General features: G+C 62.2%; 22 protein-coding genes. 6 read left to right on the plus strand and 16 right to left on the minus strand.

What is annotated here, in order from left to right; genetic code table 11:
- Window positions 1-128 precede the first annotated feature (128 nt).
- From rpoD to rpsU, 3 genes are all read right to left on the minus strand, one after another.
- Window positions 129-1,979, minus strand: coding sequence for an RNA polymerase sigma factor RpoD (gene rpoD, locus ACI2KG_RS18235; RefSeq protein ID WP_404662832.1), 1,851 nt, complete (start codon window positions 1,977-1,979; stop codon window positions 129-131).
- A gap of 67 nt (window positions 1,980-2,046) precedes the next feature.
- On the minus strand, window positions 2,047-4,029 hold the full coding sequence (gene dnaG / locus ACI2KG_RS18240; protein ID WP_400617015.1) for a DNA primase: 1,983 nt from the start codon (window positions 4,027-4,029) through the stop codon (window positions 2,047-2,049).
- Between the two features lie 303 nt (window positions 4,030-4,332).
- A complete protein-coding gene (gene rpsU, locus ACI2KG_RS18245) occupies window positions 4,333-4,548 on the minus strand; it encodes a 30S ribosomal protein S21 (protein WP_003255575.1) in 216 nt (71 codons plus the stop codon).
- Between the two features lie 204 nt (window positions 4,549-4,752).
- On the opposite strand from rpsU, the gene tsaD reads away from it, so the two are divergent.
- The gene (gene tsaD / locus ACI2KG_RS18250) at window positions 4,753-5,778 is read left to right on the plus strand and encodes a tRNA (adenosine(37)-N6)-threonylcarbamoyltransferase complex transferase subunit TsaD (RefSeq protein ID WP_404662833.1); all 1,026 of its coding nucleotides are present in this window, start codon (window positions 4,753-4,755) and stop codon (window positions 5,776-5,778) included.
- 31 nt (window positions 5,779-5,809) lie between these two features.
- Here tsaD and plsY read toward each other — a convergent pair whose 3' ends face one another.
- On the minus strand, window positions 5,810-6,379 hold the full coding sequence (plsY, locus tag ACI2KG_RS18255; RefSeq protein ID WP_400617019.1) for a glycerol-3-phosphate 1-O-acyltransferase PlsY: 570 nt from the start codon (window positions 6,377-6,379) through the stop codon (window positions 5,810-5,812).
- A 74-nt stretch (window positions 6,380-6,453) separates the two neighbouring features.
- On the opposite strand from plsY, the gene folB reads away from it, so the two are divergent.
- Both folB and folK read left to right on the plus strand, forming a co-directional pair.
- The gene (gene folB / locus ACI2KG_RS18260) at window positions 6,454-6,810 is read left to right on the plus strand and encodes a dihydroneopterin aldolase (RefSeq protein WP_004375185.1); all 357 of its coding nucleotides are present in this window, start codon (window positions 6,454-6,456) and stop codon (window positions 6,808-6,810) included.
- Complete coding sequence (gene folK, locus ACI2KG_RS18265; RefSeq protein ID WP_404662834.1) at window positions 6,801-7,310, plus strand: 2-amino-4-hydroxy-6-hydroxymethyldihydropteridine diphosphokinase; 510 nt, start codon at window positions 6,801-6,803, stop codon at window positions 7,308-7,310. The genes folB and folK overlap by 10 nt, the downstream gene beginning before the upstream one ends.
- Before the next feature lie 157 nt (window positions 7,311-7,467).
- Here the strand turns inward: folK and ACI2KG_RS18270 are convergent, their stop codons facing one another.
- The 11 genes from ACI2KG_RS18270 to ACI2KG_RS18320 all read right to left on the minus strand — a co-directional run bounded on the left by ACI2KG_RS18270 (window position 7,468) and on the right by ACI2KG_RS18320 (window position 21,599).
- A complete protein-coding gene (locus ACI2KG_RS18270; protein ID WP_404662835.1) occupies window positions 7,468-8,574 on the minus strand; it encodes a multifunctional CCA tRNA nucleotidyl transferase/2'3'-cyclic phosphodiesterase/2'nucleotidase/phosphatase in 1,107 nt (368 codons plus the stop codon).
- Window positions 8,575-8,629: 55 nt separating this feature from the next.
- Window positions 8,630-10,198, minus strand: a complete 1,569-nt coding sequence (locus ACI2KG_RS18275; protein ID WP_404662836.1) for a SpoVR family protein — start codon at window positions 10,196-10,198, stop codon at window positions 8,630-8,632.
- Window positions 10,195-11,469, minus strand: coding sequence for a YeaH/YhbH family protein (locus ACI2KG_RS18280; protein ID WP_404662837.1), 1,275 nt, complete (start codon window positions 11,467-11,469; stop codon window positions 10,195-10,197). The genes ACI2KG_RS18275 and ACI2KG_RS18280 overlap by 4 nt, the downstream gene beginning before the upstream one ends.
- A gap of 176 nt (window positions 11,470-11,645) precedes the next feature.
- Window positions 11,646-13,568, minus strand: a complete 1,923-nt coding sequence (locus ACI2KG_RS18285) for a PrkA family serine protein kinase (RefSeq protein ID WP_400617031.1) — start codon at window positions 13,566-13,568, stop codon at window positions 11,646-11,648.
- 283 nt (window positions 13,569-13,851) lie between these two features.
- Window positions 13,852-14,181: a thiosulfate sulfurtransferase GlpE gene (gene glpE / locus ACI2KG_RS18290; protein ID WP_404662838.1), complete on the minus strand. Its 330-nt coding sequence runs from the start codon at window positions 14,179-14,181 to the stop codon at window positions 13,852-13,854.
- Window positions 14,182-14,215: 34 nt separating this feature from the next.
- A complete protein-coding gene (locus ACI2KG_RS18295; RefSeq protein ID WP_400617035.1) occupies window positions 14,216-15,082 on the minus strand; it encodes a symmetrical bis(5'-nucleosyl)-tetraphosphatase in 867 nt (288 codons plus the stop codon).
- Complete coding sequence (apaG, locus tag ACI2KG_RS18300) at window positions 15,082-15,462, minus strand: Co2+/Mg2+ efflux protein ApaG (RefSeq protein ID WP_400617038.1); 381 nt, start codon at window positions 15,460-15,462, stop codon at window positions 15,082-15,084. Before apaG ends, ACI2KG_RS18295 begins: the two co-directional genes overlap by 1 nt.
- A 249-nt stretch (window positions 15,463-15,711) precedes the next feature.
- Entirely contained in the window at window positions 15,712-16,515 is an 804-nt protein-coding gene (gene rsmA, locus ACI2KG_RS18305) for a 16S rRNA (adenine(1518)-N(6)/adenine(1519)-N(6))-dimethyltransferase RsmA (RefSeq protein WP_404662839.1), read from the minus strand.
- Entirely contained in the window at window positions 16,512-17,501 is a 990-nt protein-coding gene (pdxA, locus tag ACI2KG_RS18310) for a 4-hydroxythreonine-4-phosphate dehydrogenase PdxA (protein WP_404662840.1), read from the minus strand. Before pdxA ends, rsmA begins: the two co-directional genes overlap by 4 nt.
- Window positions 17,498-18,817: a peptidylprolyl isomerase SurA gene (gene surA, locus ACI2KG_RS18315; protein WP_404662841.1), complete on the minus strand. Its 1,320-nt coding sequence runs from the start codon at window positions 18,815-18,817 to the stop codon at window positions 17,498-17,500. The genes pdxA and surA overlap by 4 nt, the downstream gene beginning before the upstream one ends.
- Window positions 18,798-21,599 carry an LPS-assembly protein LptD gene (locus ACI2KG_RS18320; protein ID WP_404662842.1) on the minus strand — a complete coding sequence of 934 codons (2,802 nt, stop codon included), beginning with the start codon at window positions 21,597-21,599 and terminating at the stop codon, window positions 18,798-18,800. Before ACI2KG_RS18320 ends, surA begins: the two co-directional genes overlap by 20 nt.
- Window positions 21,600-21,729: 130 nt before the next feature.
- On the opposite strand from ACI2KG_RS18320, the gene ACI2KG_RS18325 reads away from it, so the two are divergent.
- The 3 genes from ACI2KG_RS18325 to ACI2KG_RS18335 are packed head-to-tail and all read left to right on the plus strand — an operon-like array spanning window position 21,730 to window position 24,186.
- Entirely contained in the window at window positions 21,730-22,749 is a 1,020-nt protein-coding gene (locus tag ACI2KG_RS18325) for an aminoglycoside phosphotransferase family protein (RefSeq protein ID WP_404662843.1), read from the plus strand.
- Window positions 22,746-23,417 (plus strand): N-acetylmuramate alpha-1-phosphate uridylyltransferase MurU, encoded by a 672-nt coding sequence (murU, locus tag ACI2KG_RS18330; protein WP_404662844.1) that lies wholly within the window; start codon window positions 22,746-22,748, stop codon window positions 23,415-23,417. Before ACI2KG_RS18325 ends, murU begins: the two co-directional genes overlap by 4 nt.
- Before the next feature lies 1 nt (window position 23,418).
- Window positions 23,419-24,186, plus strand: coding sequence for a TerB family tellurite resistance protein (locus ACI2KG_RS18335; RefSeq protein ID WP_400617052.1), 768 nt, complete (start codon window positions 23,419-23,421; stop codon window positions 24,184-24,186).
- Window positions 24,187-24,293: 107 nt separating this feature from the next.
- On the opposite strand, the gene ACI2KG_RS18340 is transcribed toward ACI2KG_RS18335, so the two are convergent.
- Window positions 24,294-25,292 (minus strand): alpha/beta hydrolase family protein, encoded by a 999-nt coding sequence (locus ACI2KG_RS18340; protein WP_404662845.1) that lies wholly within the window; start codon window positions 25,290-25,292, stop codon window positions 24,294-24,296.
- Window positions 25,293-25,370: the final 78 nt, after the last annotated feature.

Here is a 25,370-nt window from a genome sequence, read left to right on the forward strand (position 1 = left end):
CCATGCGTGATGCTCAATCCCGGGGGCTGCTTTGCAGCCCCTTCGCGACACAAGGCCGCTCCTACAAGGACCGCGAGAGTTTCAGAAAGCAGAAAAGAAAAACCCCGGCCTGGGCCGGGGTTTTGTCATCACTCGTCGAGGAAGCTGCGCAAGTGCTCGCTGCGCGTTGGGTGGCGCAGTTTGCGCAACGCCTTCGCTTCGATCTGACGGATCCGCTCACGCGTTACGTCAAACTGCTTGCCCACCTCTTCGAGGGTATGGTCGGTGTTCATGTCGATACCGAAACGCATGCGCAGCACTTTGGCTTCGCGTGCGGTCAGCCCCGAGAGCACGTCGCGGGTGGCTTCTTTCAGGCTTTCGACCGTGGCCACGTCGATCGGGGACTGCATGGTCGAGTCCTCGATGAAGTCGCCCAGGTGCGAATCTTCGTCGTCACCGATCGGGGTTTCCATGGAGATCGGCTCTTTGGCGATCTTCAGTACCTTGCGGATCTTGTCCTCAGGCATTTCCATGCGCTCGCCCAGCTCTTCCGGGGTCGGTTCGCGACCCATTTCCTGCAGCATCTGCCGGGAAATACGGTTGAGCTTGTTGATCGTTTCGATCATGTGCACCGGAATACGGATGGTGCGTGCCTGGTCGGCGATCGAACGGGTAATCGCCTGACGGATCCACCAGGTGGCGTAGGTCGAGAACTTGTAGCCGCGACGGTATTCGAACTTGTCCACCGCTTTCATCAAGCCGATGTTGCCTTCCTGGATCAGGTCGAGGAACTGCAGGCCACGGTTGGTGTACTTCTTGGCGATGGAGATCACCAGACGCAGGTTCGCCTCGACCATTTCTTTCTTGGCGCGGCGGGCCTTGGCTTCACCAATCGACATGCGACGGTTGATTTCCTTGATCTCGGCAACGGTCAGGCCGGTTTCGGTCTCAAGGTCGATCAGCTTCTGCTGGCAAGCAACAATGGCAGCGTCCTTTTCACCCAGGGCAGCAGCCCACTTGGTGTTGCGCTTGGCCAGGTCACCGCTCCAGGTCTGGTCGGTTTCGTTGCTCGGGAACATGCGCAGGAAGTCGGCACGCGGCATGCGGGCGTCACGGACGCACAGTTGCATGATGGCGCGTTCTTGCTGGCGCAGGCGGCTCAGGGCATCGCGAACACGCTCGACCAGTACCTCGAACTGCTTCGGTACCAGCTTGATCGGCATGAACAGGTCAGCCAGGGCCTGCAGGGCCTCGACGCTTTCCTTATGGCCACGACCGTTCTTCTTCAGGACCTTGTTGGTGGCCTGAAGCTGGTCGTTGACCGCACCGAAACGCTGGGCTGCAACCACAGGGTCGGGACCGCTTTCGGCCTCTTCCTCGTCGTCACTGCCTTCGCTTTCTTCGTCTTCGTCGTCCGATTCTTCCTTGGCCGCAGGGGCCTTGGCACCCGGGACCGGTACTTCTTCGGTCGGTGCAGCGATGTTGTCATCAGGGTCGATGTAACCGCTGAGAACATCGGACAGACGGCCACCTTCGGTGGTGACACGGTCATATTCGCCGAGAATGTAGTCGACAGTACCCGGGAAGTGCGCGATAGCGCCCATCACTTCGCGGATGCCTTCCTCGATACGCTTGGCGATTTCGATCTCGCCTTCGCGGGTCAGCAGCTCGACAGTACCCATTTCGCGCATGTACATGCGCACCGGGTCGGTCGTGCGGCCGATATCGGTTTCAACTGCCGCCAACGCAGCAGCGGCTTCTTCGGCCGCGGCTTCGTCGGTGTCGGCTTCCGCCAACAGAAGGGCATCCGCATCCGGAGCACTCTCGAATACGTTGATCCCCATGTCGTTGATCATGCGGATGATGTCTTCCACCTGTTCCGGATCTGAAATATCCTCAGGCAGGTGGTCGTTGACCTCCGCGTAAGTCAGGTAGCCCTGCTCACGACCGCGGGTGATCAACTCTTTGATACGAGACTGCTGTTGCGCTTTTCCGGACATAACACCCTATCCACTGAAGGTCTTGGCGGGCAAAAAACAAGCCGAGGATTATACCCGAGCATGGGCCTCACGCGCCAGATGAGGTCGGCGTTTGTGCGGGAACATTCCGGCTCAGCAGGGCGAGGAGCTGGGTTTTTTCCTCGCTGGTCAATTCGCTTTGACGTGATTTCCTGAGCAGTTGTTCCAGGCTGCGCTCGCGTTGGCGGGCGGACAAGCTAGTTATAGTGTCGAAAAACTGTTGTTCAAGGTTGTCGGCCACGATCAGCCATTCCTTTTCTGCCAAGGCCCGCAGCAGGCGGCCCTGTTCGGTACCATGCCAACGTGCGATCAACTGCATTGAGCTTAGCCCAGGATTTTTCTGTGCGGCTTCGATCAATGCCACCAACAGCTGGCTGTACAGGTGTTCTTCGTCGGCGAAGTGGCTGGCGTCTTCCACCTTGCCGGCCAGCAGCGGGTGGTGCAGCAGGGTGCGCAGGGCCGCCAGGGTAGGCGGTTCGACCGGTGCCGGCACACGTGGCGGTGCTTCGTCGCGTTGCTGCCAGGGCTTGCCGCCCTTACGGTTCTTGTCCCATGGCTTGTCGCTCCAGGGCTTCTTGCCGCCGCCCTTGTTTGGCTTCCACGCCTGCTCCTGCTGCACCGGCGCAAAGTCGTGCTGGGGCATGTCGCCGTAGTCGGGGGTGTAGCTGGCCATGGCGTCGTAGTCGTAGCCCGGGTCGTAATCCGGCACGCTGCCGGCCGCTGGCGCCTGCTGCGCCAGTTGTTCGACCTGCTGTGGGTCGAGGCCGGTGATTTCTTTCAGGCGGTTGCGCATCAGTTGACGCAGGTTGGCGCCGGGGATCTTTTCGATCAACGGTGCGGCCAGGGTCGCCATGTGCGCCTTGCCTTCCAGCGAGCGCGGGTCGGCTTCGACGCCCAGTTGCTCGAAGAAATAGTCGGCCAGCGGTTGGGCATGCTGGTTGATGCGGGCCATGAAAGCATCGGTGCCTTCGGCGCGCACCAGGCTGTCCGGGTCTTCGCCTTCGGGCAGGAACAGGAAGCGCGCGCGGCGGCCGTCCTGCAGGTTCGACAAGGTCGACTCCAGGGCACGCCAGGCGGCCTTGCGCCCGGCTTGGTCGCCGTCGAAGCAGAACAGCACGCTGGGCACCACGCGGAACAGGCGCTTGAGGTGCTCTTCGCTGGTGGCGGTGCCAAGCGTGGCCACGGCATTGCGCAGGCCTTGCTGGGCCAGGGCGATGACGTCCATGTAGCCCTCGACGACGATGATTTCGTCGAGGTTGCGGTTGTGCTTGCGCGCCTCGTACAGCCCGTACAGCTCCTGGCCCTTGTGGAACACCGGGGTTTCCGGGGAGTTCAGGTACTTGGGCTTGTCGTCGCCGAGCACTCGGCCACCGAAGGCAATGATGCGCCCGCGGCTGTCGCGGATCGGGAACATCACCCGGTCGCGGAAGCGGTCGTAGCGCTTGCCGCTTTCGGCGTTCTCGATCAGCAGGCCGGCATCGATCATTACCTTCTGCTGCAGGGTGTCGGCGCCCAGGTGCTTGAGCAGGTTGTCCCAGCCAGGCGGAGCGAAGCCCAGGCCGAAATCGCGGGCGATTTCCCCGGACAGGCCGCGGCCCTTGAGGTAGTCCACCGCCGCCTTGCGGGTCGGGTGGCTGCGCAGGGCCTGGCGGTAGAACTCCGAGGCGGCATCCAGCAGCGGGTACAGCGGCGAGTCGGTAGGCTGGCGCGGCTTGTTGTCGCGGCGGCCTTGCTCGCGGGGCACTTCCATGCCGGCGGCGCGGGCCAGTTCCTCGACAGCCTGGGGAAAGTCCAGGTTGTCGTGGTCCATGACGAAGCCCAGGGCGTTGCCACCGGCGCCGCAGCCGAAGCAGTAGTAGAACTGCTTGTCGGGGCTGACCGTGAAGGAAGGGGTCTTTTCCTTGTGGAACGGGCAGCAGGCGGAGTAGTTCTTGCCGGTCTTTTTCAGCTGGACGCGCGAACTCACCACGTCGACGATGTCGAGGCGGTTGATCAGGTCGTCAATGAAGCTCTGGGGAATCAGCCCGGCCATGGCAGTCTCGTCATCTGGCAACTGGCAAGTCTAATCGCTCGCGCGCCGAATGGGGCGGGTACCGCTTGGGGAGGTGCGAGGAAATGTGTGCTCGTCGCCAGCCCCTAAGGGCCCGTCAGTCTGACGTGCACGTCTGGTCATACAGCAAGAAGGACCAGCTCTGACGTTTCAGGCAGGTTGCCCATGTGCAGTTCGCGTGAAGCTTGTGCAGGGCCTTGGGCTAGCTGCCCAAGTTTGAAACGACCACTGCCATCGCCCGGCGGTTAGCCGGGCAGGGCAGAAGCTTTGCGTTGAACGCCTGTATTAGTACAGACGAACGGCGCGGCGCTGTTCGCGCTGAACTTTCTTGGCGTGACGCTTAACAGCTGCAGCTGCTTTGCGCTTACGCTCTGCGGTCGGCTTCTCGTAAAACTCGCGGCTACGAACTTCAGCCAGTACACCGGCTTTTTCGCAGGAGCGCTTGAAACGACGCAGAGCTACGTCGAAGGGTTCGTTCTCTTTAACTTTGACGGCTGGCATCCAGGGCTACCTTAATTCATTACCGGGGTAGACGTGCTCCTGGCAAAACAAAGGTGTGCTGGAGAACGTCGGTTTTCAAGGGTTGCGGATGTTAACCCTTAGCAAGCCGGAATGCAAAGCCTCTGATCGAAAACCGCTGGTCGGCATCCGACACGGGGACTATCATGCGCGGCTTCGAATTCAGCCCCCACAAGGGACGAACCCATGCTAGTACTGGGATTGGAAACATCCTGCGACGAAACTGGCGTCGCATTATACGACAGTGAACGCGGTCTGTTGGCCGACGCATTGTTCAGCCAGATCGACCTGCACCGCGTGTTTGGTGGCGTGGTGCCCGAGCTTGCCTCGCGTGACCACGTCAAGCGCATGCTGCCGCTCATCCGCCAGGTGCTGGACGAGGCTGGCTGTGTTGCCACCGAAATCGACGCCATTGCCTACACCGCGGGCCCTGGCCTGGTCGGGGCATTACTGGTAGGGGCTTCCTGCGCTCAGGCGCTGGCCTTTGCCTGGGACATTCCGGCGATTGGCGTGCACCACATGGAAGGCCACTTGCTGGCGCCTATGCTGGAAGAAAACCCGCCCGAGTTTCCGTTCGTCGCTTTGTTGGTTTCCGGCGGCCACACCCAGTTGGTTCGGGTTGATGGCATCGGCCAGTACGAGTTGCTGGGCGAGAGCCTGGATGACGCCGCCGGCGAGGCGTTCGACAAGACTGCCAAGCTGATTGGCCTGAATTACCCTGGCGGCCCGGAAATCGCGCGCCTGGCAGAGCAGGGCGTGCCTGGGCGCTTTGTATTCCCGCGGCCGATGACCGATCGCCCAGGCCTGGAATTCAGTTTCAGTGGCCTCAAGACCTTCGCCCTGAACACCTGGCAGCAGTGCAAGCGTGCTGGCGACGACGGTGAGCAAACCCGTTGCGACGTGTCCCTGGCATTCCAGCAGGCGGTGGTGGAGACTTTGACCATCAAGTGCAAGCGTGCCCTCAAGCAGACTGGCCTCAAGCGCCTGGTCATTGCCGGCGGCGTGAGTGCCAACAAGGCGTTGCGCGCCTCGCTGGAAGACATGCTGGCTGGCATCAAGGGCAACGTGTACTACGCGCGCCCGCAGTTCTGCACCGACAACGGCGCGATGATCGCCTATGCCGGTTGCCAGCGCCTGTTGGCCGGGCAGCAGCAGGGCCTGGCGATCAGCGTGCAGGCGCGCTGGCCGATGGAGCAGTTGCCGCCGCTGTAAGGGCCGCAACTGCACGGTTTGACGGCAAGGTTCAGAAGTGGCGCTCGCGCCCGGCGAACAGGTCGCGCAGGTTGCTGCGGTGGCTCCACACGATCAATGCGGTAAGCACGGTGATCGGCAGCAGGGCTTCTGGCTCGCGCCAGGCCAGCAGTGGCAGGGTCAGCGGCGTGGCGATCAGTGCGGCCAGCGAGCTGGTGCGGGTGAGGTAGAAAATCAGCAGCCAGGCGCCAATGGCCAGCAGTGCGGCCGGGAAGTACAGGCCCATGAGCATGCCGGCGGCCGTCGCCACGCCCTTGCCGCCCTGGAAGCGGAAGTACAGCGGGAACAGATGGCCCAGCACCGCGCACACGCCAACCCAGGCCTGTTCGTGCAGGTCCAGCCCGGCAAGGCGGGCGAGCAATACTGGCAACAGGCCCTTGCACAGGTCGCCAAGCAGGGTCAGGATCGCCATCTTGCGGCCTGCCAGGCGTAGCATGTTGGTGGCGCCTGCATTGCCTGAACCGCTGGAACGCGGGTCCGGGCTGCCCGAAAGGCGGCTAAGGACAATGGCGAAGGACAGCGAGCCGAGCAGGTAGGCGAGCAACGCCAGTAACCAAAACATGCTAACTATTCCGGGCGAGGACGCCCTGATTCTAACGGCGCCAGTCGCCCTTGTCGTGCTGTGGAGAGAAGTGCTTGGACAGAGTGTTCATCGAAGGCCTGGAAGTCGATACCGTCATCGGTGCCTATGACTGGGAGCGGGATATTCGCCAGTGCTTGCGCCTGGACCTGAGCTTTGCCTGGGACAACCGCCCGGCAGCAGCAGGTGATGACCTGAACCTGGCGCTGGACTACGCCAGCGTGTCGGCGCGTATCCAGGCGTTTGCCGAGCAGGCCCGTTTCGAATTGGTGGAAACCTTTGCCGAGCGCCTGGTGGCAACCTTGATGGAAGAGTTCCACATCCCGTGGGTGCGGTTGAAGCTGACCAAGCCCGGCGCGGTACCGGCGGCCCGTGGCGGTGTAGGCGTGGAGATCGAGCGCGGATGTCTCTGAGCACGGTTTACCTGGGCCTTGGCAGCAACATCGACCGTGAGGCGCACCTGTGCGCCGGGCTTGATGCATTGGCCGGCATCCTCACCGACATGCGCTGTTCGCCGGTTTTTGAAAGCCAGGCGGTGGGGATCAAGAGCGGGCCGTTCATCAACTTCGTGGTGACCGGGCAAACCGCGTTGCCGTTGATCGAACTGGACCGCCGGCTGAAGTTCATCGAAGCCGAAAATGGCCGCTATGCGCCCGATCGCAAAGGGTTGCCGCTGGATATCGACGTGCTGATGTATGACGGCTTGCATGGCACCTTCGATGGGCTGGTGCTGCCGCGCGCCGAGATTTTGAAGAACGCCTTTGTACTGTGGCCGCTGTCGCTGCTGGCACCCGAGTTGGTGCATCCGGGGGTGGGCAAGACCATGGCGCAGCTGTGGCAGGAAGCGCAGATCGACCAGGTGCTGGCCCCGGTGGCCTTTGAGTGGCGTGGGTTGCAGTTGACTCCGGCGTAAACCTGTACCGGCCCTTTCGCGGGTGTAGGAGCGGCCTTGTGTCGCGAAAGGGCTGCGAAGCAGCCCCAGAATATCAGCGCAGGTGCACAAATCGCCGGGGCTGCTTCGCTGCCCTTTCGCGACACAAGGCCGCTCCTACACCTGCAGGCCGGTATGTCTAACCGCGCTGGTAAGCCTCAAGCGCTTTCAGTCGCTCCCCTTTGAGCGCTTCGCCCAAAACCTGGCCGGTATGTCCAGCCTGCACCAACGGCTTCACATCCACCGCCCGCGCCGCCGCCGCTGCACCACGCAGATAATCCGCTTGTGGATAACCCGCATCACCCCCGCCCAGCGCAGTCATTGCGCAAGCGCTCAGAAAATCCTCGAAGCGCTGCGGCCGCCGGTACACATCAAACTTTTGCAGCAGCTCCAGCAAGGCCGTAGCAGGCAAAGCCAGCGCCTGGTCTGCCTGCCCCAGGCACTCACCCGTCAGCAACGCCAATTCCTGGCACTCACGCGGCGCCTTGAGGCGCTGGTTGACCGCCTTGATCGAGGTCGGGGGCAGGGTATGCAGCAGGCAGGCCCAGCGCACGTGCAGGGGCTGTTCGTGCAGCGCGGCCTGCCCCAGCGCTGCCAGGGCCTGGGTGTCGTCCTCAAGCTCAGGCAGCAGCTGTTGCAGGGCTCCACATGCACGCAGCACCTGGAAGAACACCTGCGGTTGCGCCTCCATCAGCGCTCGCTCGATTTCCTTCCAGCTGCGTTCGGCGGTCAGCGCCTGCAACTCGCCCGAATCACTGATCTGACGCATCAGCTCCAGGGTCTCGTCGGCAACCCGAAAGCCCAGCGCCGCATAGCGGGCAGCAAAGCGCGCAACGCGCAAGACGCGCAGCGGATCTTCGGCGAACGCCGGGGAAACATGGCGTAGCAAGCGTTGGTCGAGATCCTGCTTGCCATGGTACGGGTCATGTACCGTGCCGGCTTCGTCCTCGGCCATTGCATTGATGGTGAGGTCCCGGCGAATCAGGTCTTCTTCCAAGGTGACATCGGGGCTGGCGTGAAAGGTGAACCCGCCATAACCACGCCCGCTCTTGCGCTCGGTACGCGCCAGCGCGTATTCCTCACCGGTTTTCGGGTGCAAAAAAACCGGGAAATCCGCCCCGACCGGGCGATAACCTTGGGCAAGCATTTCCTCGACGCTGGCGCCGACCACCAACCAGTCAATGTCGCTGACCGGGCGGCCGAGCAGGCGGTCGCGCACGGCGCCGCCAACTTTGTAGATGTGCATGTGCAGCTCTCCATAACTGCCGACAGGATAACCCGTCGGCAGCCATGGCGTTGCGCTAGAGGTGGTGAATGACCGCCAGGTCCATGCGCCCGTATTCGGCGCTTTCGCCGTGTTCGCCGCGTGGTGGCATGTGGTGGGTCTTCATCACTTGCTCGCCCTGGACGGTTTCCAGGTGGATATCGAACCCCCACAGGCGGTGCAGGTGCTTGAGCACTTCTTCGGTCGAGTCGCCCAGCGGTTTACGGTTGTGCTGCTGGTGGCGCAGGGTCAGCGAGCGGTCGCCACGGCGGTCGACGCTCCAGATCTGCACGTTCGGTTCACGGTTGCCCAGGTTGTACTGGGCCGCCAGTTGCTCACGAATGACCCGGTAGCCGGCTTCGTCATGGATGGCGGGCACCAGCAGGTCATCACGCTGGTCATCATCGAGGATGCTGAACAGTTTGAGGTCGCGCATCACTTTGGGTGACAGGTACTGCAGGATAAAGCTCTCGTCCTTGAAGCTGCTCATGGCAAACTTGATGGTAGAAAGCCAGTCACTGCCGGCAATGTCGGGGAACCAGTGGCGATCTTCCTCCGTCGGGTTTTCGCAGATGCGGCGAATGTCGGTGTACATTGCAAAGCCCAGCGCGTAGGGGTTGATGCCGCTGTAGTACGGGCTGTCGAAGCCGGGTTGGAACACCACGCTGGTGTGCGACTGCAGAAATTCCATCATGAACCCTTCGGTGATCAGCCCCTCGTCGTACAGGTCGTTCATCAGGGTGTAGTGCCAGAAGGTTGCCCAGCCTTCGTTCATCACCTGGGTCTGGCGCTGCGGGTAGAAATACTGGGCGATCTTGCGCACGATGCGCACCACTTCGCGCTGCCAGGGTTCGAGCAGAGGGGCGTTTTTCTCAATGAAATACAGGATGTTTTCCTGCGGTTCGGCGGGGAAGCGCCCCTCATCGCGCTCACCCGCCTTGTCGGCGCTTCTGGGGATGGTCCGCCACAGGTCGTTGATCTGCCGCTGCAGGTGCTCTTCGCGCTCCTGCTGCCGACGCCGCTCCTCTTCGGCAGAAATCGGGTACGGGCGCTTGTAGCGGTCGACCCCGTAGTTCATCAAGGCATGGCAAGAGTCGATCAGGTCTTCTACGGCATCGATGCCATGGCGCTCTTCGCACTGGGCGATGTACTGCTTGGCGAACACCAGGTAGTCGATGATCGAACTGGCATCAGTCCAGGTGCGGAACAGGTAATTGCCCTTGAAAAAGCTGTTATGCCCGTAGCAGGCATGGGCGATCACCAGTGCCTGCATGCACATGGTGTTTTCTTCCATCAGGTAGGCGATGCACGGGTCGGAGTTGATCACGATCTCGTAGGCCAGGCCCATCTGGCCACGGCTGTACGACTTCTCGGTGCTGAGGAACTGCTTGCCGTAGGACCAGTGGTGGTAGCCCAGCGGCATGCCGACCGAGGCGTAGGCATCCATCATCTGCTCGGCGGTGATTACTTCGATCTGGTTGGGGTAGGTGTCCAGGGCGTAACGCTCGGCCAGGCGGCTGATTTCCCGGTCGTAGGTCTGGATCAGTTCGAACGTCCACTCGGACCCGGTGGAAATGGGTTGGCGTCTCTGTGCTCTGGCGGTCATGTGGCTAACCTGCGCTGGAAGAGTTCACGGAAGACCGGGTAGATGTCGCCGGCCGATACCAGCTGCTGTTGGGCGAACGTGTCGGGGTAGGCTTCGCCGATGCGTTCGTATTCATACCACAGCGCCTGGTGCTCACGGGGGGTGATCTCGACGTAAGTGTAGTACTGCACATGCGGCATGATCTGCTTGGACAGAATCTCACGGCAGATCGGCGAGTCGTCGTTCCAGTTGTCGCCGTCTGAGGCCTGGGCGGCATAGATGTTCCAGTCGCTGGCCGGGTAGCGTTCAGCCATGATCTCCTGCATCAGCTTCAGTGCGCTGGAGACGATGGTGCCGCCGGTTTCCCGCGAGTAAAAGAACTCTTCTTCGTCAACTTCCCGGGCACTGGTGTGGTGGCGGATGAACACGACTTCGATACGGTCGTAGTTACGCTTGAGGAACAGGTACAGCAGGATGAAGAAGCGCTTGGCGATGTCCTTGGTCGCCTGGGTCATCGAGCCGGAGACGTCCATCAGGCAGAACATCACCGCTTTCGAGCTGGGGTTGGGTTGCTTGACCAGCAGGTTGTACTTGAGGTCGAAGGTGTCGAGGAAGGGCAGGCGGTTGATGCGCGCCTTCAGGCGCTCTATTTCCTGCTCGACTTCCTGGATGTCGGTGAAATTATCCGGCTCTTCGACTTTCAGCCGGGCCAGTTCTTTCTGCGCTTCGCGTAGCAGCGCGCGGCTGCTGCCGGTCAGGGCGATACGCCGGGCATGGGCCGAACGCAGGGTACGCACAATGTTGATGCGTGACGGGTTGCCTTCATTGGCGATACCGGCGCGTACTGTCTTGAAGGTGTCGGCACCGGTGAGGTGACGCTTGACCAGGTTGGGCAGTTCGAGGTCCTCGAACATAAATTCGAGGAACTCTTCCTGGGTGATCTGGAAGACGAACTCGTCCATGCCTTCGCCGGAGTTGCCGGCCTTGCCTCGGCCACTGCCACCCCCGCCGCCACCTTGCGGGCGGGGGATGTGTTCACCGGCGGTGAACTCCTTGTTGCCAGGGTGCACGATGGTCTGTTTGCCCCCGCGGCCATGGTGCAGCACCGGTTCGTCGATGTCGCGCCCGGGAATGCTGATCTGTTCGCCGTGTTCCATGTCCATGATGGAACGGCGGCTTACCGCCTCTTCGACGGCCTTCTTGATGTGTTCGCGGTACCGCCGCAGGAAGCGCTGGCGGTTGACCGTGCTCTTGTTCTTGCCGTTCAGGCGGCGGTCGATAACGTAGCTCATGGTCCCTCCGGTAGCTGGGAACAGCTGCAAGCCACAAGCCATAAGCTCCAAGCGGTAAGCTTCAAGCTGCAAGTAGAAGCAGCCATCACTGCCGCAGATGTTGGCGCCTGGCTTGCGCCGGCGCCAATCAACTTGAGGCTTGCAGCTTGTAGCTTGTCACTAGGCAGCATGCCGCTTTATTGCGATTTCCTGACCCGCAGGTACCATTCCGAGAGCAGGCGCACCTGCTTGTCGGTATAACCACGCTCCACCATCCGGGTGACGAAGTCGTTGTGCTTCTTCTGGTCCTCTTTGCTGGCCTTGGCGTTGAAGCTGATGACCGGCAGCAGGTCTTCGGTGTTGGAGAACATTTTCTTCTCGATCACCACCCGCAGCTTTTCATAGCTGAGCCAGCTTGGGTTCTTGCCGTTGTTGTTGGCGCGTGCGCGCAGTACGAAGTTGACGATCTCGTTGCGGAAGTCTTTCGGGTTGCTGATGCCGGCCGGCTTCTCGATTTTCTCCAGCTCTTCGTTGAGGGCGATGCGGTTGAGGATCTCGCCGGTTTCCGGGTCGCGGTATTCCTGGTCCTGGATCCAGAAGTCCGCGTACAGCACATAACGGTCGAAGATGTTTTGCCCGTATTCGCTGTAGGACTCCAGGTAGGCTGTCTGGATTTCCTTGCCGATGAACTCGATGTAGCGCGGCGCCAGGTATTCCTTCAGGTAGCGCAGGTAGCGTTCACGCACTTCGGCCGGGAACTGTTCCTGTTCGATCTGCTGCTCCAGCACGTACAGCAGGTGCACCGGGTTGGCGGCGATTTCGTGTGGGTCGAAGTTGAACACCTTGGACAGGATCTTGAAGGCGAAGCGAGTCGACAGGCCATTCATGCCCTCGTCGACGCCGGCCGAGTCGCGGTATTCCTGGATCGACTTGGCCTTCGGGTCGGTATCCTTGAGGTTTTCCCCGTCGTACACGCGCATCTTCGAATAGATGTTGGAGTTTTCAGGTTCCTTGAGCCGTGAAAGCACAGTGAACTGGGCCAGCATCTTGAGTGTGTCCGGCGCGCAATGGGCCTTGGACAGCGAACTGTTGACCAGCAGCTTGTCGTAAATCTTGATCTCATCGCTGACGCGCAGGCAGTACGGCACCTTGACGATGTAGATACGGTCGATGAACGCCTCGTTGTTCTTGTTGTTGCGGAAGGTGTGCCACTCCGATTCGTTGGAGTGGGCCAGCAGGATACCGGTATAGGGAATGGCCCCGAGGCCTTCGGTACTGTTGTAGTTGCCTTCCTGGGTGGCGGTGAGCAAGGGGTGCAGCACCTTGATCGGCGCCTTGAACATTTCGACGAATTCCATCAGGCCCTGGTTGGCCCGGCACAGCGCGCCCGAGTAGCTGTAAGCATCGGCGTCGTTCTGTGGGAATTCTTCAAGTTTGCGGATATCGACTTTACCGACCAGGGCGGAGATGTCCTGGTTGTTTTCATCGCCGGGTTCGGTCTTGGCGATGGCGATCTGGTTGAGGATCGAGGGGTAGAGCTTCACCACCTTGAACTTGCTGATATCGCCGCCGAATTCCTGCAGGCGCTTGGTGGCCCATGGCGACATGATGGTGTTCAGGTAGCGCCGTGAGATCCCATACTCTTCCTCGAGAATGGCCCCATCTTCGGTGGCGTTGAACAAGCCCAAGGGCGATTCGAATACCGGTGAACCCTTGATGGCGTAGAACGGTACCTTTTCCATCAGTTGCTTGAGTTTTTCGGCCAGCGACGATTTACCGCCACCTACCGGGCCCAGCAGGTAGAGGATCTGTTTCTTCTCTTCCAGGCCCTGGGCGGCGTGGCGGAAGTACGACACGATCTGGTCAATGCACTCTTCCATGCCATGGAAGTCGGCAAAGGCCGGATAGCGGCGAATAACCTTGTTGGAAAAAATGCGCGACAGCCTGGAGTTGGTAGAGGTGTCGATCAGCTCTGGCTCACCGATAGCCAGCAGCAGCCGCTCAGCCGCCGATGCGTAGGCACTGCGATCCTCTTTGCACAGCTCGAGGTACTCCTGCAGCGAGAGTTCTTCCTGGCGCGTGGACTCGAAACGGTTTTGGAAGTGGCTAAAAATACTCATGACGTCACCTCGCTCGATACGTGGAGACGACGCCGGATCAGTCAGCTGATGCTGGCATGCAACCGGGTTCGCCGATTGCTGTATACCCCCCAGAACACCTTGTAACGCTACCGATGACCCGCACGCCGGTGTACCGGCTCTCCCCTTTTTTGGATGGCCTGAGCTTAAGCGTAGTTGGTTATCCGCAAGGTCAAGGGGCGAGGTAGGCAGAAGTTACGAACGACCGTTCGTCAGATAAGCCGCAAGCCCGCACGGGGCGCGGGCTGCAGTAAAAATGAAAAAATTATTCGACGCTGCCTTGGGCGGTCTCGGCCGGGTAGGTGGCGCGCCACAGTTCAAAGCCACCGTCGACGCTGTAGACGTCGGAGAAACCCTGGTTCACCAGGTACGCGGCAGCACTCTGGCTGGAGTTGCCGTGGTAGCACACTACCAGGGTCGGGGCATCGAGGTCGGCATTGCGGAGGAACTCGGCCACCGAATGGTTATCCAGATGCTGTGCGCCAGTGATATGGCCGGCCGCGAAGGCCTGCGGGTCGCGAATGTCGACGACTACCGCACCTTGCGCGCGCAGGGCCAGGGCCTGTTCGGGAGGGATGCGCTTGAATTCGCTCATGGCTACGGTTCTCTTCAGGGTTGATCAGCGTGGGTCAGGGTTGGTCGTTCAGTGTAGTGGGTTGAGCCGGCTGGCGAACGGTGCCGTCGTCGGCGCAGTCGCAGCGGTGGTATTCGCCGCTGTCGACGTTGTACAGGGTCATGGCGCCGCCCCACACGCAGCCGGTGTCCAGGGCGATGACGCCAGGTTCATCGGCACGGCCTTCAAGGGCGGCCCAGTGGCCGAAGATGATCTTCACGTGGCGTGAGCGGCGGTCCTTGTGGGCAAACCAGGGCTTGTAGCCTTTAGGGGCGGTGCCAAGGCCTTCCTTGCTCTTGAGGTCGAGTTTGCCCCCGGCAGTGCAGAAGCGCATGCGCGTAAAGTAGTTGGTGATGACGCGCAGGCGCTCAATGCCGGTAAGGTTCTTGCTCCACTTGTTCGGCTCGTTGCCGTACATGCCGTCGAGGTAGAGCTTCAGGCGCCCATCGTCGCGCAGCACTTGCTCCACTTCCTCTGCCAGCTTAAGCGCTTGCCCCAGCGTCCACTGCGGCGGAATGCCGGCGTGTGCCATGGCGATGCCCCTGGCTTCATCGTAATGCAGCAGCTTTTGCTGGCGCAGCCAGTCAAACAGCTGGTCGGCGTCCGGGGCTTCGATGATCTCGCGCAGGGTGTCGCTTTTTTTCAGGCGCTCGACGTTGTGCCAGGCGGCCAGCAGGTGCAGGTCGTGGTTGCCCAGCACACAGACCAGCGACTGGCGGATCGAGTACAGGAAGCGCAGGGTTTCCAGCGACTCGGGGCCGCGGTTGACCAGGTCACCGACCAGCCACAGGCGGTCCACGGCAGGGTTGAAGTTGACGCGTTCGAGCAGGCATTTGAGGGGCTGCAGACAACCCTGCAGGTCACCGACGGCGTAGGTGGCCATCAGTGCAGTGCCCCGGGCACCGCCAGGCGGAACGGGGCGATCTCGGCATCGAAGCGTTTGCCGTCTTCGGCAAACATCTGGTAGCTGCCCTGCATGGTGCCCACACGGGTGCTGATGACCGCACCGCTGCTGTAGGTATGGCTCTGGCCCGGGTCGATGTTGGGCTGCTGGCCGACCACGCCGGCGCCACGCACTTCTTCGACCTCGCCGTCACCGTTGGTGATCAGCCAGTGGCGCGACAGCAGCTTGGCCTTGAGCGAGCCGTTGTTCTGCACGGTGATGGTATAGGCGAACGCGAAACGACTGTTTTCGGGGTCGGATTGTTCTTTGAGGAAGCGGGTCACGACGCTGACGTCGATCTGATAGCGGGGGTCGGACATGCAAGGGCCTTGGGCGAGCTGACGCAATAATGCAGTCTAGGCCATTGGCAGGGGGGAGGGCCAGCGCCATCCGGATTGGCTGGCGCGGGTCACTTGTAGGAGCGGCCTTGTGTCGCGAAAGGGCCGCACAGCAGCCCCAGCAATATTTGCATTAACGCTGAGATCCTGGGGCCGCTCTGCGGCCCTTTCGCGACACAAGGCCGCTCCTACAAGTACTGCACAGCCTTAGAAGGGTGTGCAGTACCTGTATCAGGCTTGTTGCTGATCAGCCAACTGGTCAGCCAGGCGCACAAACGCCGCCAGGTCCAGCTGTTCAGGGCGCAGGCTGCCATCCACGCCAGCGGCTTCGATGGCTGCGCTGTCGAGCAGGCCTTTCAGGGTGTTGCGCAAGGTCTTGCGGCGCTGGTTGAACGCTTCACGTACTACACGTTCCAGCAGCAGGTGGTCCTTGGCCGGGTACGGCAGCACTTCGTGCGGCACCAGGCGAACGATCGCCGAGTCCACTTTCGGCGGCGGGTTGAAAGCACCCGGGCCTACGTTGAACAGGTGTTCCACGCGGCAGTGGTACTGCACCATGATCGACAGACGCCCCCAGTCACCACCGCCAGGGCCGGCAGCCATGCGCTCGACCACTTCCTTCTGCAGCATGAAGTGCATGTCGCGGATCAGCCCGGCATGGCTAAGCAGGTGGAAGATCAGCGGGGTGGAGATGTTGTAGGGCAGGTTGCCCACCACCTTGAGGCTGCGCGCTGGCACGCCCAGCTGGTTGAAGTCGAACTTCAGGGCGTCGCCCTGGTGCAGGCGGAAATTGCCGCGGTCAGCGAACTTGTGCTGCAGGATCGGCACCAGGTCTTTGTCCAGTTCCACCACGTCCAGCTGTGCACCGCTGCCCAGCAGGCCTTCGGTCAGGGCGCCCTGGCCCGGGCCGATTTCCAGCAGGTGTTCGCCGGCCTTGGCGTTGATGGCACGCAGGATGCGGTCGATGATGCCGGCGTCGTGCAGGAAGTTCTGGCCGAAGCGCTTGCGCGCCCGGTGTTGGTATTGCTCGTTCATGGTCGGTTCTCGGCCATCTGGTAGGCGGTTTCCAGCGCGACGCGCAGGCTGCCGGTGTCGACCTTGCCGCTGCCGGCCAGGTCCAGGGCGGTGCCGTGGTCAACCGAGGTACGGATGATCGGCAGGCCCAGGGTCACGTTCACTGCAGCGCCAAAGCCCTTGTACTTGAGTACGGGCAGGCCCTGGTCGTGGTACATCGCCAGCACCGCGTCGCAGTGCTCCAGATATTTGGGGGTAAACAGGGTATCGGCCGGCAGCGGCCCGCGCAGGTCCATGCCTTCGGTGCGCAGGCGGGCCAGGGTCGGCTCGATGATGTCGATTTCTTCGCGGCCCAGGTGGCCGCCTTCACCCGCGTGCGGGTTGAGGCCGCACACCAGGATGCGCGGTTGGGCAATGCCAAACTTGTCGCGCATGTCGGCATGCAGGATACGGGTAACGCGCTCGATGCGCTCGGCGGTGATGGCGTCGGCAATGTCACGCAGCGGCAGGTGCGTGGTCACCAGGGCCACGCGCAGGCCACGGGTGGCCAGCATCATCACCACTTGCGCGGTGTGGGTCAGTTCGGCAAGGAATTCGGTATGCCCGGAGAAGGCGATACCGCTTTCGTTGATCACGCCCTTGTGGACAGGGGCGGTGATCATCCCGGCGAAATGCCCGTCCAGGCAGCCTTGACCGGCGCGGGTCAGGGTTTCCAGCACGAACGCGGCGTTGGCCTTGTCCAGCTGGCCCGGCGTAACCGGGGCTGCCAAGGGGGTATCCCAGACGTACAGGCTACCCGCTGGCGCCGGCTGCTCGGGCCATTGGCCCGGGGCTACCGGCAACAGGTTGACGGCCAACCCCAGCTGCGTGGCCCGCTCGGCGAGCAGGTCACGGCTGGTGATGGCAATCAGGGGGTGGGGCTGGGCGTCTGCGGCGAGCAGCAGGCACAGGTCGGGGCCTATGCCGGCCGGCTCGCCGGGAGTAACGGCGAAGCGCAGGGGCTTCACTGGGCGGCCTGGTCAGCGCCAGGCAGCTTGATTTCAACGTAGGCTTCGTCGCGAATCTGGCGCAGCCAGGTTTGCAGCTCTTCGTCGTACTTGCGGTTACGCAGCACGCTCAGGGCCTGCTGTTCGCGCGCCTGCTCAGTGCTGTCGGTGGCACGGCGGCCCAGCACTTCCAATACGTGCCAGCCGTACTGGGTCTTGAACGGCTTGGTCACTTCGCCTTGCTGGGCGTTGGCCATCTGCTCGCGGAACTCCGGTACCAGGCTGTTCGGGTCTACCCAGTTGAGGTCGCCGCCGTTAAGCGCCGAACCCGGGTCTTCCGAGAAGCTCTTCGCCAGCTCGCCGAAGTCTTCGCCGTTCTTGATGCGGTCGTACAGGCGCTCGGCCAGTTGCTCGGTGGCCGCTTCGCTGCGGATTTCGCTTGGCTTGATCAGGATGTGGCGCACGTGTACTTCGTCACGCAGCACGTTCTCGCTGCCACCGCGCTTTTCCTCAAGCTTGAGGATGATAAAGCCGTTGGGGATGCGGATCGGCTGGGTGATTTCACCAATTGGCATGCTGCTGAGCATCTTGGCGAAGTCGGGTGGCAGCTGGGCGGCTTTACGCCAGCCCATCTCGCCGCCTTCCAGGGCGTTCTCGCTGGCCGAGTTGGCAATCGCCATCTGGCCGAAGTCGGCACCTTGCTTGAGCTGCTGGTAGACATCGCCGACCTTGCGCGCAGCCTTCTGGATGTCGTCCGAGTTGGCCGCTTCCGGGGTCGGGATCAGGATGTTGGCCAGGCGGTACTCTTCCGACATCTGCATCTTGCCCATGTCGGAGTTGAGGAAGTTCTTCACTTCCTGCTCCGACACCTGGATGCGCTCGGCTACGCGGCGCTGGCGCACGCGGCTGATGATCATCTCGCGCTTGACCTGGTCGCGGGCGTCGTCGAACGACAGGCCGTCATGGGCCAGGGCGGCGCGGAACTGGTCCAGCGACATGCCATTGCGCTGGGCAATGGTGCCGATGGCCTGGTTCAGCTCTTCGTCGGTAATGCGGATGCCCGAGCGTTCGCCGATCTGCAGCTGCAGGTTCTCGACGATCAGGCGTTCCAGTACCTGCTGTTCCAGGGCGCCGGCGGGCGGCACGCCGCCGCCACGCTTGGCGATGGTTTGCTGCACTTCATGGACGCGCTGGTCCAGCTGGCTTTGCATGACCACGTCGTTATCGACGATGGCCACCACGCGATCAAGCGGTTGTACCGCGGCATGTACCGCGCCACTCAGCAAAGCGACGCCCAGCAGCACTGGGCGCAGTCGATCAATAAGCTTGGTCTTCACGTTCACGATAACCTTGAATGCCTTGGTCGAGGAAAGATTCGACCTTGTTGCCCACTACACCACCGAGACCTTTCAGGACGATTTGAAGGAAGACACCGTGGTCGCCTTTTTCGTTCTGTGGAAGGGCCTGGCTGAAATCGTCGTAGTCGATCCAGTAACGGTTGACCAGACGCAGCTTCCAGCAGCAGTTGTCGTATTCGAAACCACCCATGGCTTCCAGGGTGCGGTTGCGGTTGTAGTCATGCTGCCAACGGGCAATCACGCTCCACTGCGGCACGATCGGCCAGATGACCGAGAAGTCGTGCTGCTGGATCTTGTAGTAATCCTTGATGTAGTTCGGATCGCCAGGGGTGCCATAGTCACCGCCGCCCACTTTCCAGGTGCCGGTAGCCGAGTCGTAGGCAATGGTGTCGTTACGGTAGCGATAACCGAAGTTGACGATTTTGTTCGGGTTGTCTTCAGGCTGGTAGTGGAACATCGCGCTGCCCGAGCGGGTGCTGCGGCTGTCCGGGTCCCAGTTGAAGTCCGAGTTGAAGCGCCAGTCGCGGTTGAAGTAGTAGTTGTACAGCAGGGCGTACGGCGACACGTCGGACTGCGAGTCCTGGCGGGTGCGGTAGTCGATACCTGGCAGCTGAACCTTGCGGTCCTTGAAGTAGTAGGCCTGGCCGATGCTGAAGTTCTGGCGTTCGAAACCGTTGTCTTCGATCCAGCGGGTGGTCACGCCCAGCGACAGCTTGTTCTCGTCACCGATGCGGTCAGTGCCGCTGAAGCGGTTGTCGCGGAACAGCGAATCGTAGCTGAACAGGGTTTCGCCGGTATCGAACAGCGGGATGTCCTTCTGGTCCTTGTACGGGACGTAGAGGTAGAACAGGCGCGGTTCGAGGGTCTGGCGATAGTTGTTGCCGAACATCGAGGTGTTGCGGTCGAAGTATAGGCCGCTGTCGACGCTGAAGATCGGGATATCGCGATTCAGCGAGCTGTTGTAGCTGCCGTAGCCAGGTTGAGTCGATTGCGTAATCGCTTCGGCCTTGCCCTTGCTGTCCAGATCCAGATCGTAATGGGTATAAGCGTACTTCAGCTTCGGTGTAACGAAGCCATAGCTGGCCTGCATTGGCAGGCTGATCGACGGTGCCACGTTCAGGCGAGTACCGTTGGCGCGGGCGATACCGCTGACGTTCTCGTCCAGGCGACGACCTGCTGCCCCTGCGGAGAAATCAGGGTTGCCATCTTTGTCACGAACGAAATCGTTCTTCAGGTCACGTTCAAAGCGAACTGCTTCAGTTTCGTAGCCCAGGTTCAAGCCGCCCGGCTGGAATGGCAGCGTCCCGTTCAGGGTCAGCTGCGGCAGGCGGTCGTACGGGGTGATCTGCGAAATGGTCGCCATTTCGTAGGCATGCACGTTCAGGCGTGCGGTGTAGCTGTCGCCACGATAGGTCAGCGCACCCTGCTGGTTCAGCAGGTCGCGGCTTTCCACGCCGATCTGGTCCGACTCCAGGTCCTGGAAGTAGAACGGGTCGCTGATGTCGGTGTAGTCCACCTCGGTCATCAGGCGCTCGTCCAGGCCACCCTTGTGCTGCCAGTTGACCATCCAGCGCTGTTCTTTGTAGTCAGTCTGGTCTTTGCGGTCGTCGTCCTTGTCGTTCAGGTACGCGCCGCCGAACTGGCCTTCGCTGGACTTGGTCAGGTAGCGGAATTCGCCTTCCATCAGCAAGCCGCGTTTGGTCATGTAGCGCGGGTACAACGTGGCATCGTAGTTCGGCGCCAGGTTGAAGTAGTACGGCGTGACCAGCATGAAGCCGGTGTCGCTGCTGGTGCTGAAAGAAGGCGGCAGGAAGCCGGACTGGCGACGGTCGTCGATCGGGAAGTAGATGTACGGTGTGTAGAACACCGGGAAATCCTTGACCCGCAGGGTGACGTTGGTCGCCGTACCGAAGCCGGTGGCCGGGTTCAGGGTGATGTTGTTGCCCTTCAGCTGCCAGGCGTTGCTGCCCGGTTCGCAGGTGGTGTACGTACCGTCCTTGAGGCGGATGATGGCGTTTTCGCTACGCTTGGCGTACAGGGCGTTGCCGCGGATGTGCGACTTGTGCATCACGTATTCGGCGTTGTCGACCTGGGCTTCGCCCGTGTCGAGCTGGATTTCTGCCTGGTCACCAACCACCAGCGAGCCGTTGTCCCGGATCTTGACGTTGCCCTTGAGCTCGCCCCGGTTCTCGGCCTGGTACAGGTTGGCCTCGTCGGCTTCGGCCTGCATGCTGCCCTGGCGCATGACCACGTCACCGGCGAGGGTAGCGATCTGCTGCTCCTGCTGGTACTTGGACACCTTGGCGTTGATGTAGGTCGGCGACTCGTCTTTCGGCGTGGTGTCGGCCATGCCCGGGCGGGTCGGCTCGATGTAGGCGCCACCGCAATACGGGCCGGTTTCGGCCAGCTGCGCGGCCGTGAGCTTTTCACGCGGCACCCAGTCCAGGTGGCTGTAGTCTTCGCTGCGCGACTTCAGGCCGCGGCCCTTGGCCGCGGTGACCAGCATTGGCTTGTCCGCGGTTTCGCCTTCGCTGGCGGCCTCGGTGCCAGTGCTGACAGCAGCACCCTCGTGAACCGGGCGTGGCGGCAGGTTGCCGACTGGGGCTTTGGGCTTGCAGTCCCAGCCACCGGCGGCGGACACTTGGCAGTCGAACTGCTCGGCTGCCACCACGTACGAGGTGGCCAGAGGTTGCAGGGCCAGCAGACCGCCGGTTACCAGCAACGGAAACTTTCTACGAAACGCGGGGGATTTCAATGCCATCTTATTAGTCCGGGCTTCCTGCGTGCCATCTGCCCGCGTGTGGGGCCGCACGCCTCTCGATGGTCTGAAAAAGATGCTGGATAATAAAGCATGACCCGCTTGACGGCTAGGGCCGTCGGAGACCCTTGTAATGCCTGAACACGATGTACGCCTGCAACAACTGACGGTCTGGCTCGCTGAGCAGCTCAAAGATCTTTTCCACAGCAACGCCTGGGGCGAAGTGCCCGAAGGCAGCCTGACCGCCGCCAGCAGTGATGCCAGCTTCCGCCGGTACTTCCGCTGGCAGGGTGCTGGCCACAGCTTCGTGGTCATGGATGCGCCCCCGCCGCAGGAGAACTGCCGACCGTTCGTCGCCGTTGATCAGCTGCTGGCCAGCGCCGGCGTGCATGTACCGTTGATTCACGCCCAGGACCTGGAACGCGGCTTCCTGCTGCTGGGCGACCTGGGTCACCAGACATACCTTGATATCATTGATGCCGACAACGCCGACGCGCTGTTTGCCGACGCCATCGTAGCGCTGCTGAAGTTCCAGCGCCTGCCAATGGACGCCCAGTTGCCCAGCTATGACGACGCCCTGCTGCGGCGCGAGGTCGAGCTGTTCCCCGAGTGGTATGTGGGGCGTGAGCTTGGCCTTGCCCTCAACGACAACCAGAAAGCCACCTGGCAGCGTGTCAGCCAACTGCTGATCGACAGCGCCCTGGCCCAGCCCAAGGTGCTGGTGCACCGCGACTACATGCCGCGCAACCTGATGCAGAGCAGCCCCAACCCCGGCGTACTGGACTTCCAGGATGCGGTGTACGGCCCTGTCACCTATGACATCACCTGCCTGTTCAAGGACGCCTTCGTCAGCTGGCCGCAGGCGCGGGTAGAAGGCTGGCTGCGCGACTACTGGCAGCAGGCGCAGGCTGCCGGCATCCCGGTGCACGCCGATTTCGAGGCCTTCCAGCGCGCCAGCGACCTGATGGGCGTGCAGCGCCACCTGAAGGTGATCGGCATCTTTGCCCGCATCTGCCACCGCGACGGCAAGCCGCGCTACCTGGGCGACGTGCCGCGTTTCTTCGCCTATATAGATGAAGTGATCGGTCGCCGGCCCGAATTGGCGGAGCTGGGTGCGCTGATTGCCGAGTTGCAGGCCGGAGCGCGTGCATGAAGGCAATGATCCTGGCGGCAGGTAAAGGCGAGCGCATGCGCCCGCTGACCCTGCACACCCCTAAACCGTTAGTCCCGGTCGCCGGCCAGCCGCTGATCGAATATCACCTGCGCGCGCTGGCTGCAGCGGGCATTACCGAGGTGGTAATCAACCATGCCTGGCTCGGCCAGCAGATCGAAGACTACCTGGGGGATGGCAGCCGCTTTGGCCTGAGCATCCGCTACTCGCCGGAGGGCGAGCCGCTGGAAACCGGCGGCGGTATCTTCAAGGCCCTGCCGCTGTTGGGCGATGAGCCCTTCCTGCTGGTGAACGGCGATGTCTGGACCGACTACGATTTCGCGCGCCTGAAGGCCCCCCTGCAAGGCCTTGCCCACCTGGTGCTGGTCGATAACCCTGGCCATCATGGCCGAGGCGATTTCCGCTTAAACAGCGAGCAGGTAGTCGATGGCGATGATGCGCCCGGCACACTGACCTTCAGTGGCATTTCGGTGCTGCACCCGGCGCTGTTCGAAGGTTGCCAGGTCGGTGCCTTCAAGCTGGCACCGCTGTTGCGTCAGGCCATGGCGGCCGGCAAGGTCTCAGGCGAGCACTACCGTGGGCACTGGGTAGATGTAGGCACGCTCGAGCGCCTGGCCGAGGCCGAGCGCCTGATTGGCGAGCGCGCCTGACATGTGGTGGCCAGGCACACTGATTGGCGCCGGCGCCGGCTTTGCCGTGGCCAGCATTCCGGGCGCCTTGCTCGGTGTGTTGCTCGGGCAGGCCCTTGACCGCCGTTTGCGCCTGGAAGGCTGGGAAGACATGCGCGAACGCCTGGGCGGGCGCCCGGCCATGCGCGATGACGAGTTGTTGTTCGTGATGCTCGGGCGCCTGGCCAAGTGCGATGGCCGGGTGGCCGAGCAGCATATCCAGCAGGCGCGCCAGGAAATGGTCCGCCTGGACCTGGCCGAGCCAGCACGGTTGCGCGCAATCAATGCGTTCAACCGCGGCAAGGCCGGCAAGGACCGGCTTGGCGGCCACCTACGGCGTATTCGCCAGCAGCCGCATGCGGCCGAAGGCACCTTGCGCGCCTGTTGGCGCATGGTTTGGGCTGACGGCAAGATGGGCAACAAGGAACGTGAACTGCTGCTGGACTGGGGTAGCAAGCTGGGCATGAGCCGGCGCCAGGTGCAGGCCATGTCACTGGAGTACGAGCCGCGCAAGGTCGTAAGGCCGGAAGGGGCGGCCATGACCTATGCGGCGGCGTTGCGCTTGCTGGCGGTCGAGGCGGACACCGAGGTCGACAAGGTCAAGCAGGCCTATCGCCGGTTGGTCAGCCGGCATCACCCGGACAAACTGGCGGGTACCGGCGCCACAGAGGCACAGGTGCGTGAGGCAACCGAGCGTACGCGTGAGTTGCACCAGGCCTATGCCATGATCCGCAAGCGGCGGGGCCTTTGATGGCCTCATCGCCGGCAAGCCAGCTCCCACAGGTAATACACAGTTCCTGAGACTTGGGGGTACCTGTGGGAGCTGGCTTGCCGGCGATGAGGCCATCATGGCAAACCTTATTCCTGCGGGCTCATCCACCCCCGCACCCGGCGGAACAACTGCTCCTGCTCGGCCGCCTTGTTGCCTGGCATGGCAATCAACGACAACTGCCGATACTGGCTGTCCTTCTGCCGCTTGCTGGCCTGCAGGCGCAACCCGGCCGCACTGCGGTCAGCACTGCGGGTGGCGTAGTAGATGTCGGCTGTCGGCACCTTCAAGGTCGGCGCCAGGCTTTCCAGGTCATGCTCCACCCGCGCCGGCGTCTGCGCCGCCACCATCACCAGCTTGTGCACTTGCGGCGGTTGCTTCTCGCTCAGGTAGCGGGCCGCCCAGTACGCGCCGCTGCCGTGGCCAATCAGCACGATGCTGCGGGCGTTGTGCTGCTGGGCAAACGCCACGGCGGCATCCAGGCGGGCGAAAATGCGCTCGGCATCGGCAGCGTCGCTCTGTTCGCTGGCCAGTTCGGCGTCGGTGCTCTCAGCCGTGTCGGCATCGGCCGCAGTGGCCTGGGCGACGTTGGCATTGGCGTCGGCGGGTACATCCTTGACCGGTGCGCTTTCACCCTTGGGCTTTTCCGGCTCGGCAGCGGGCTTGGCCTCGACCCGTGCCTGCGGGCTGTCGGCAAGCAGGTCGGGCAAGCTGATGCTCAGGCTGTGCCAGCCTGCATCGGGGAATTTCTGCCGCAGCGGGCCGACGGCGTTCGGCCAGTCGGCCGTTTCACCGGCACCGGGGACGATGATCACCGCCCCTTGCGGATCACTGTCGTTGGCCGGCTTCCACAGCGCCAGGAAGCTGTCGGCACCCACCTGCAGGGTCTGCTGCTCGGCCTTGGGCACCAGCCGTTCAAGTGCCTGGGCATCTTCCTGGCTGCGTTCCAGTAGCGGCGGCCGCGGCGCTTCGGCAGCGGGCGCCACGGTGGCAACAGGTGGTTTTTCGGCATCGGCGGCCACGGCGCCGAGTGGAAGAATCGAGGCCAGGCAGCACATTGCCAGCGTCGTGCGATAAAGTGTGGACATGAGTCAACCCAAGGCCAGAATGATACCGGCAGCCTAATAGTATTTGCCCGTGACGGCCATGCTGCATGGCCGCCCTTG

Origin of the sequence: Pseudomonas sp. NPDC089407, from assembly GCF_044900445.1 — a bacterium.
Lineage (GTDB): Bacteria > Pseudomonadota > Gammaproteobacteria > Pseudomonadales > Pseudomonadaceae > Aquipseudomonas.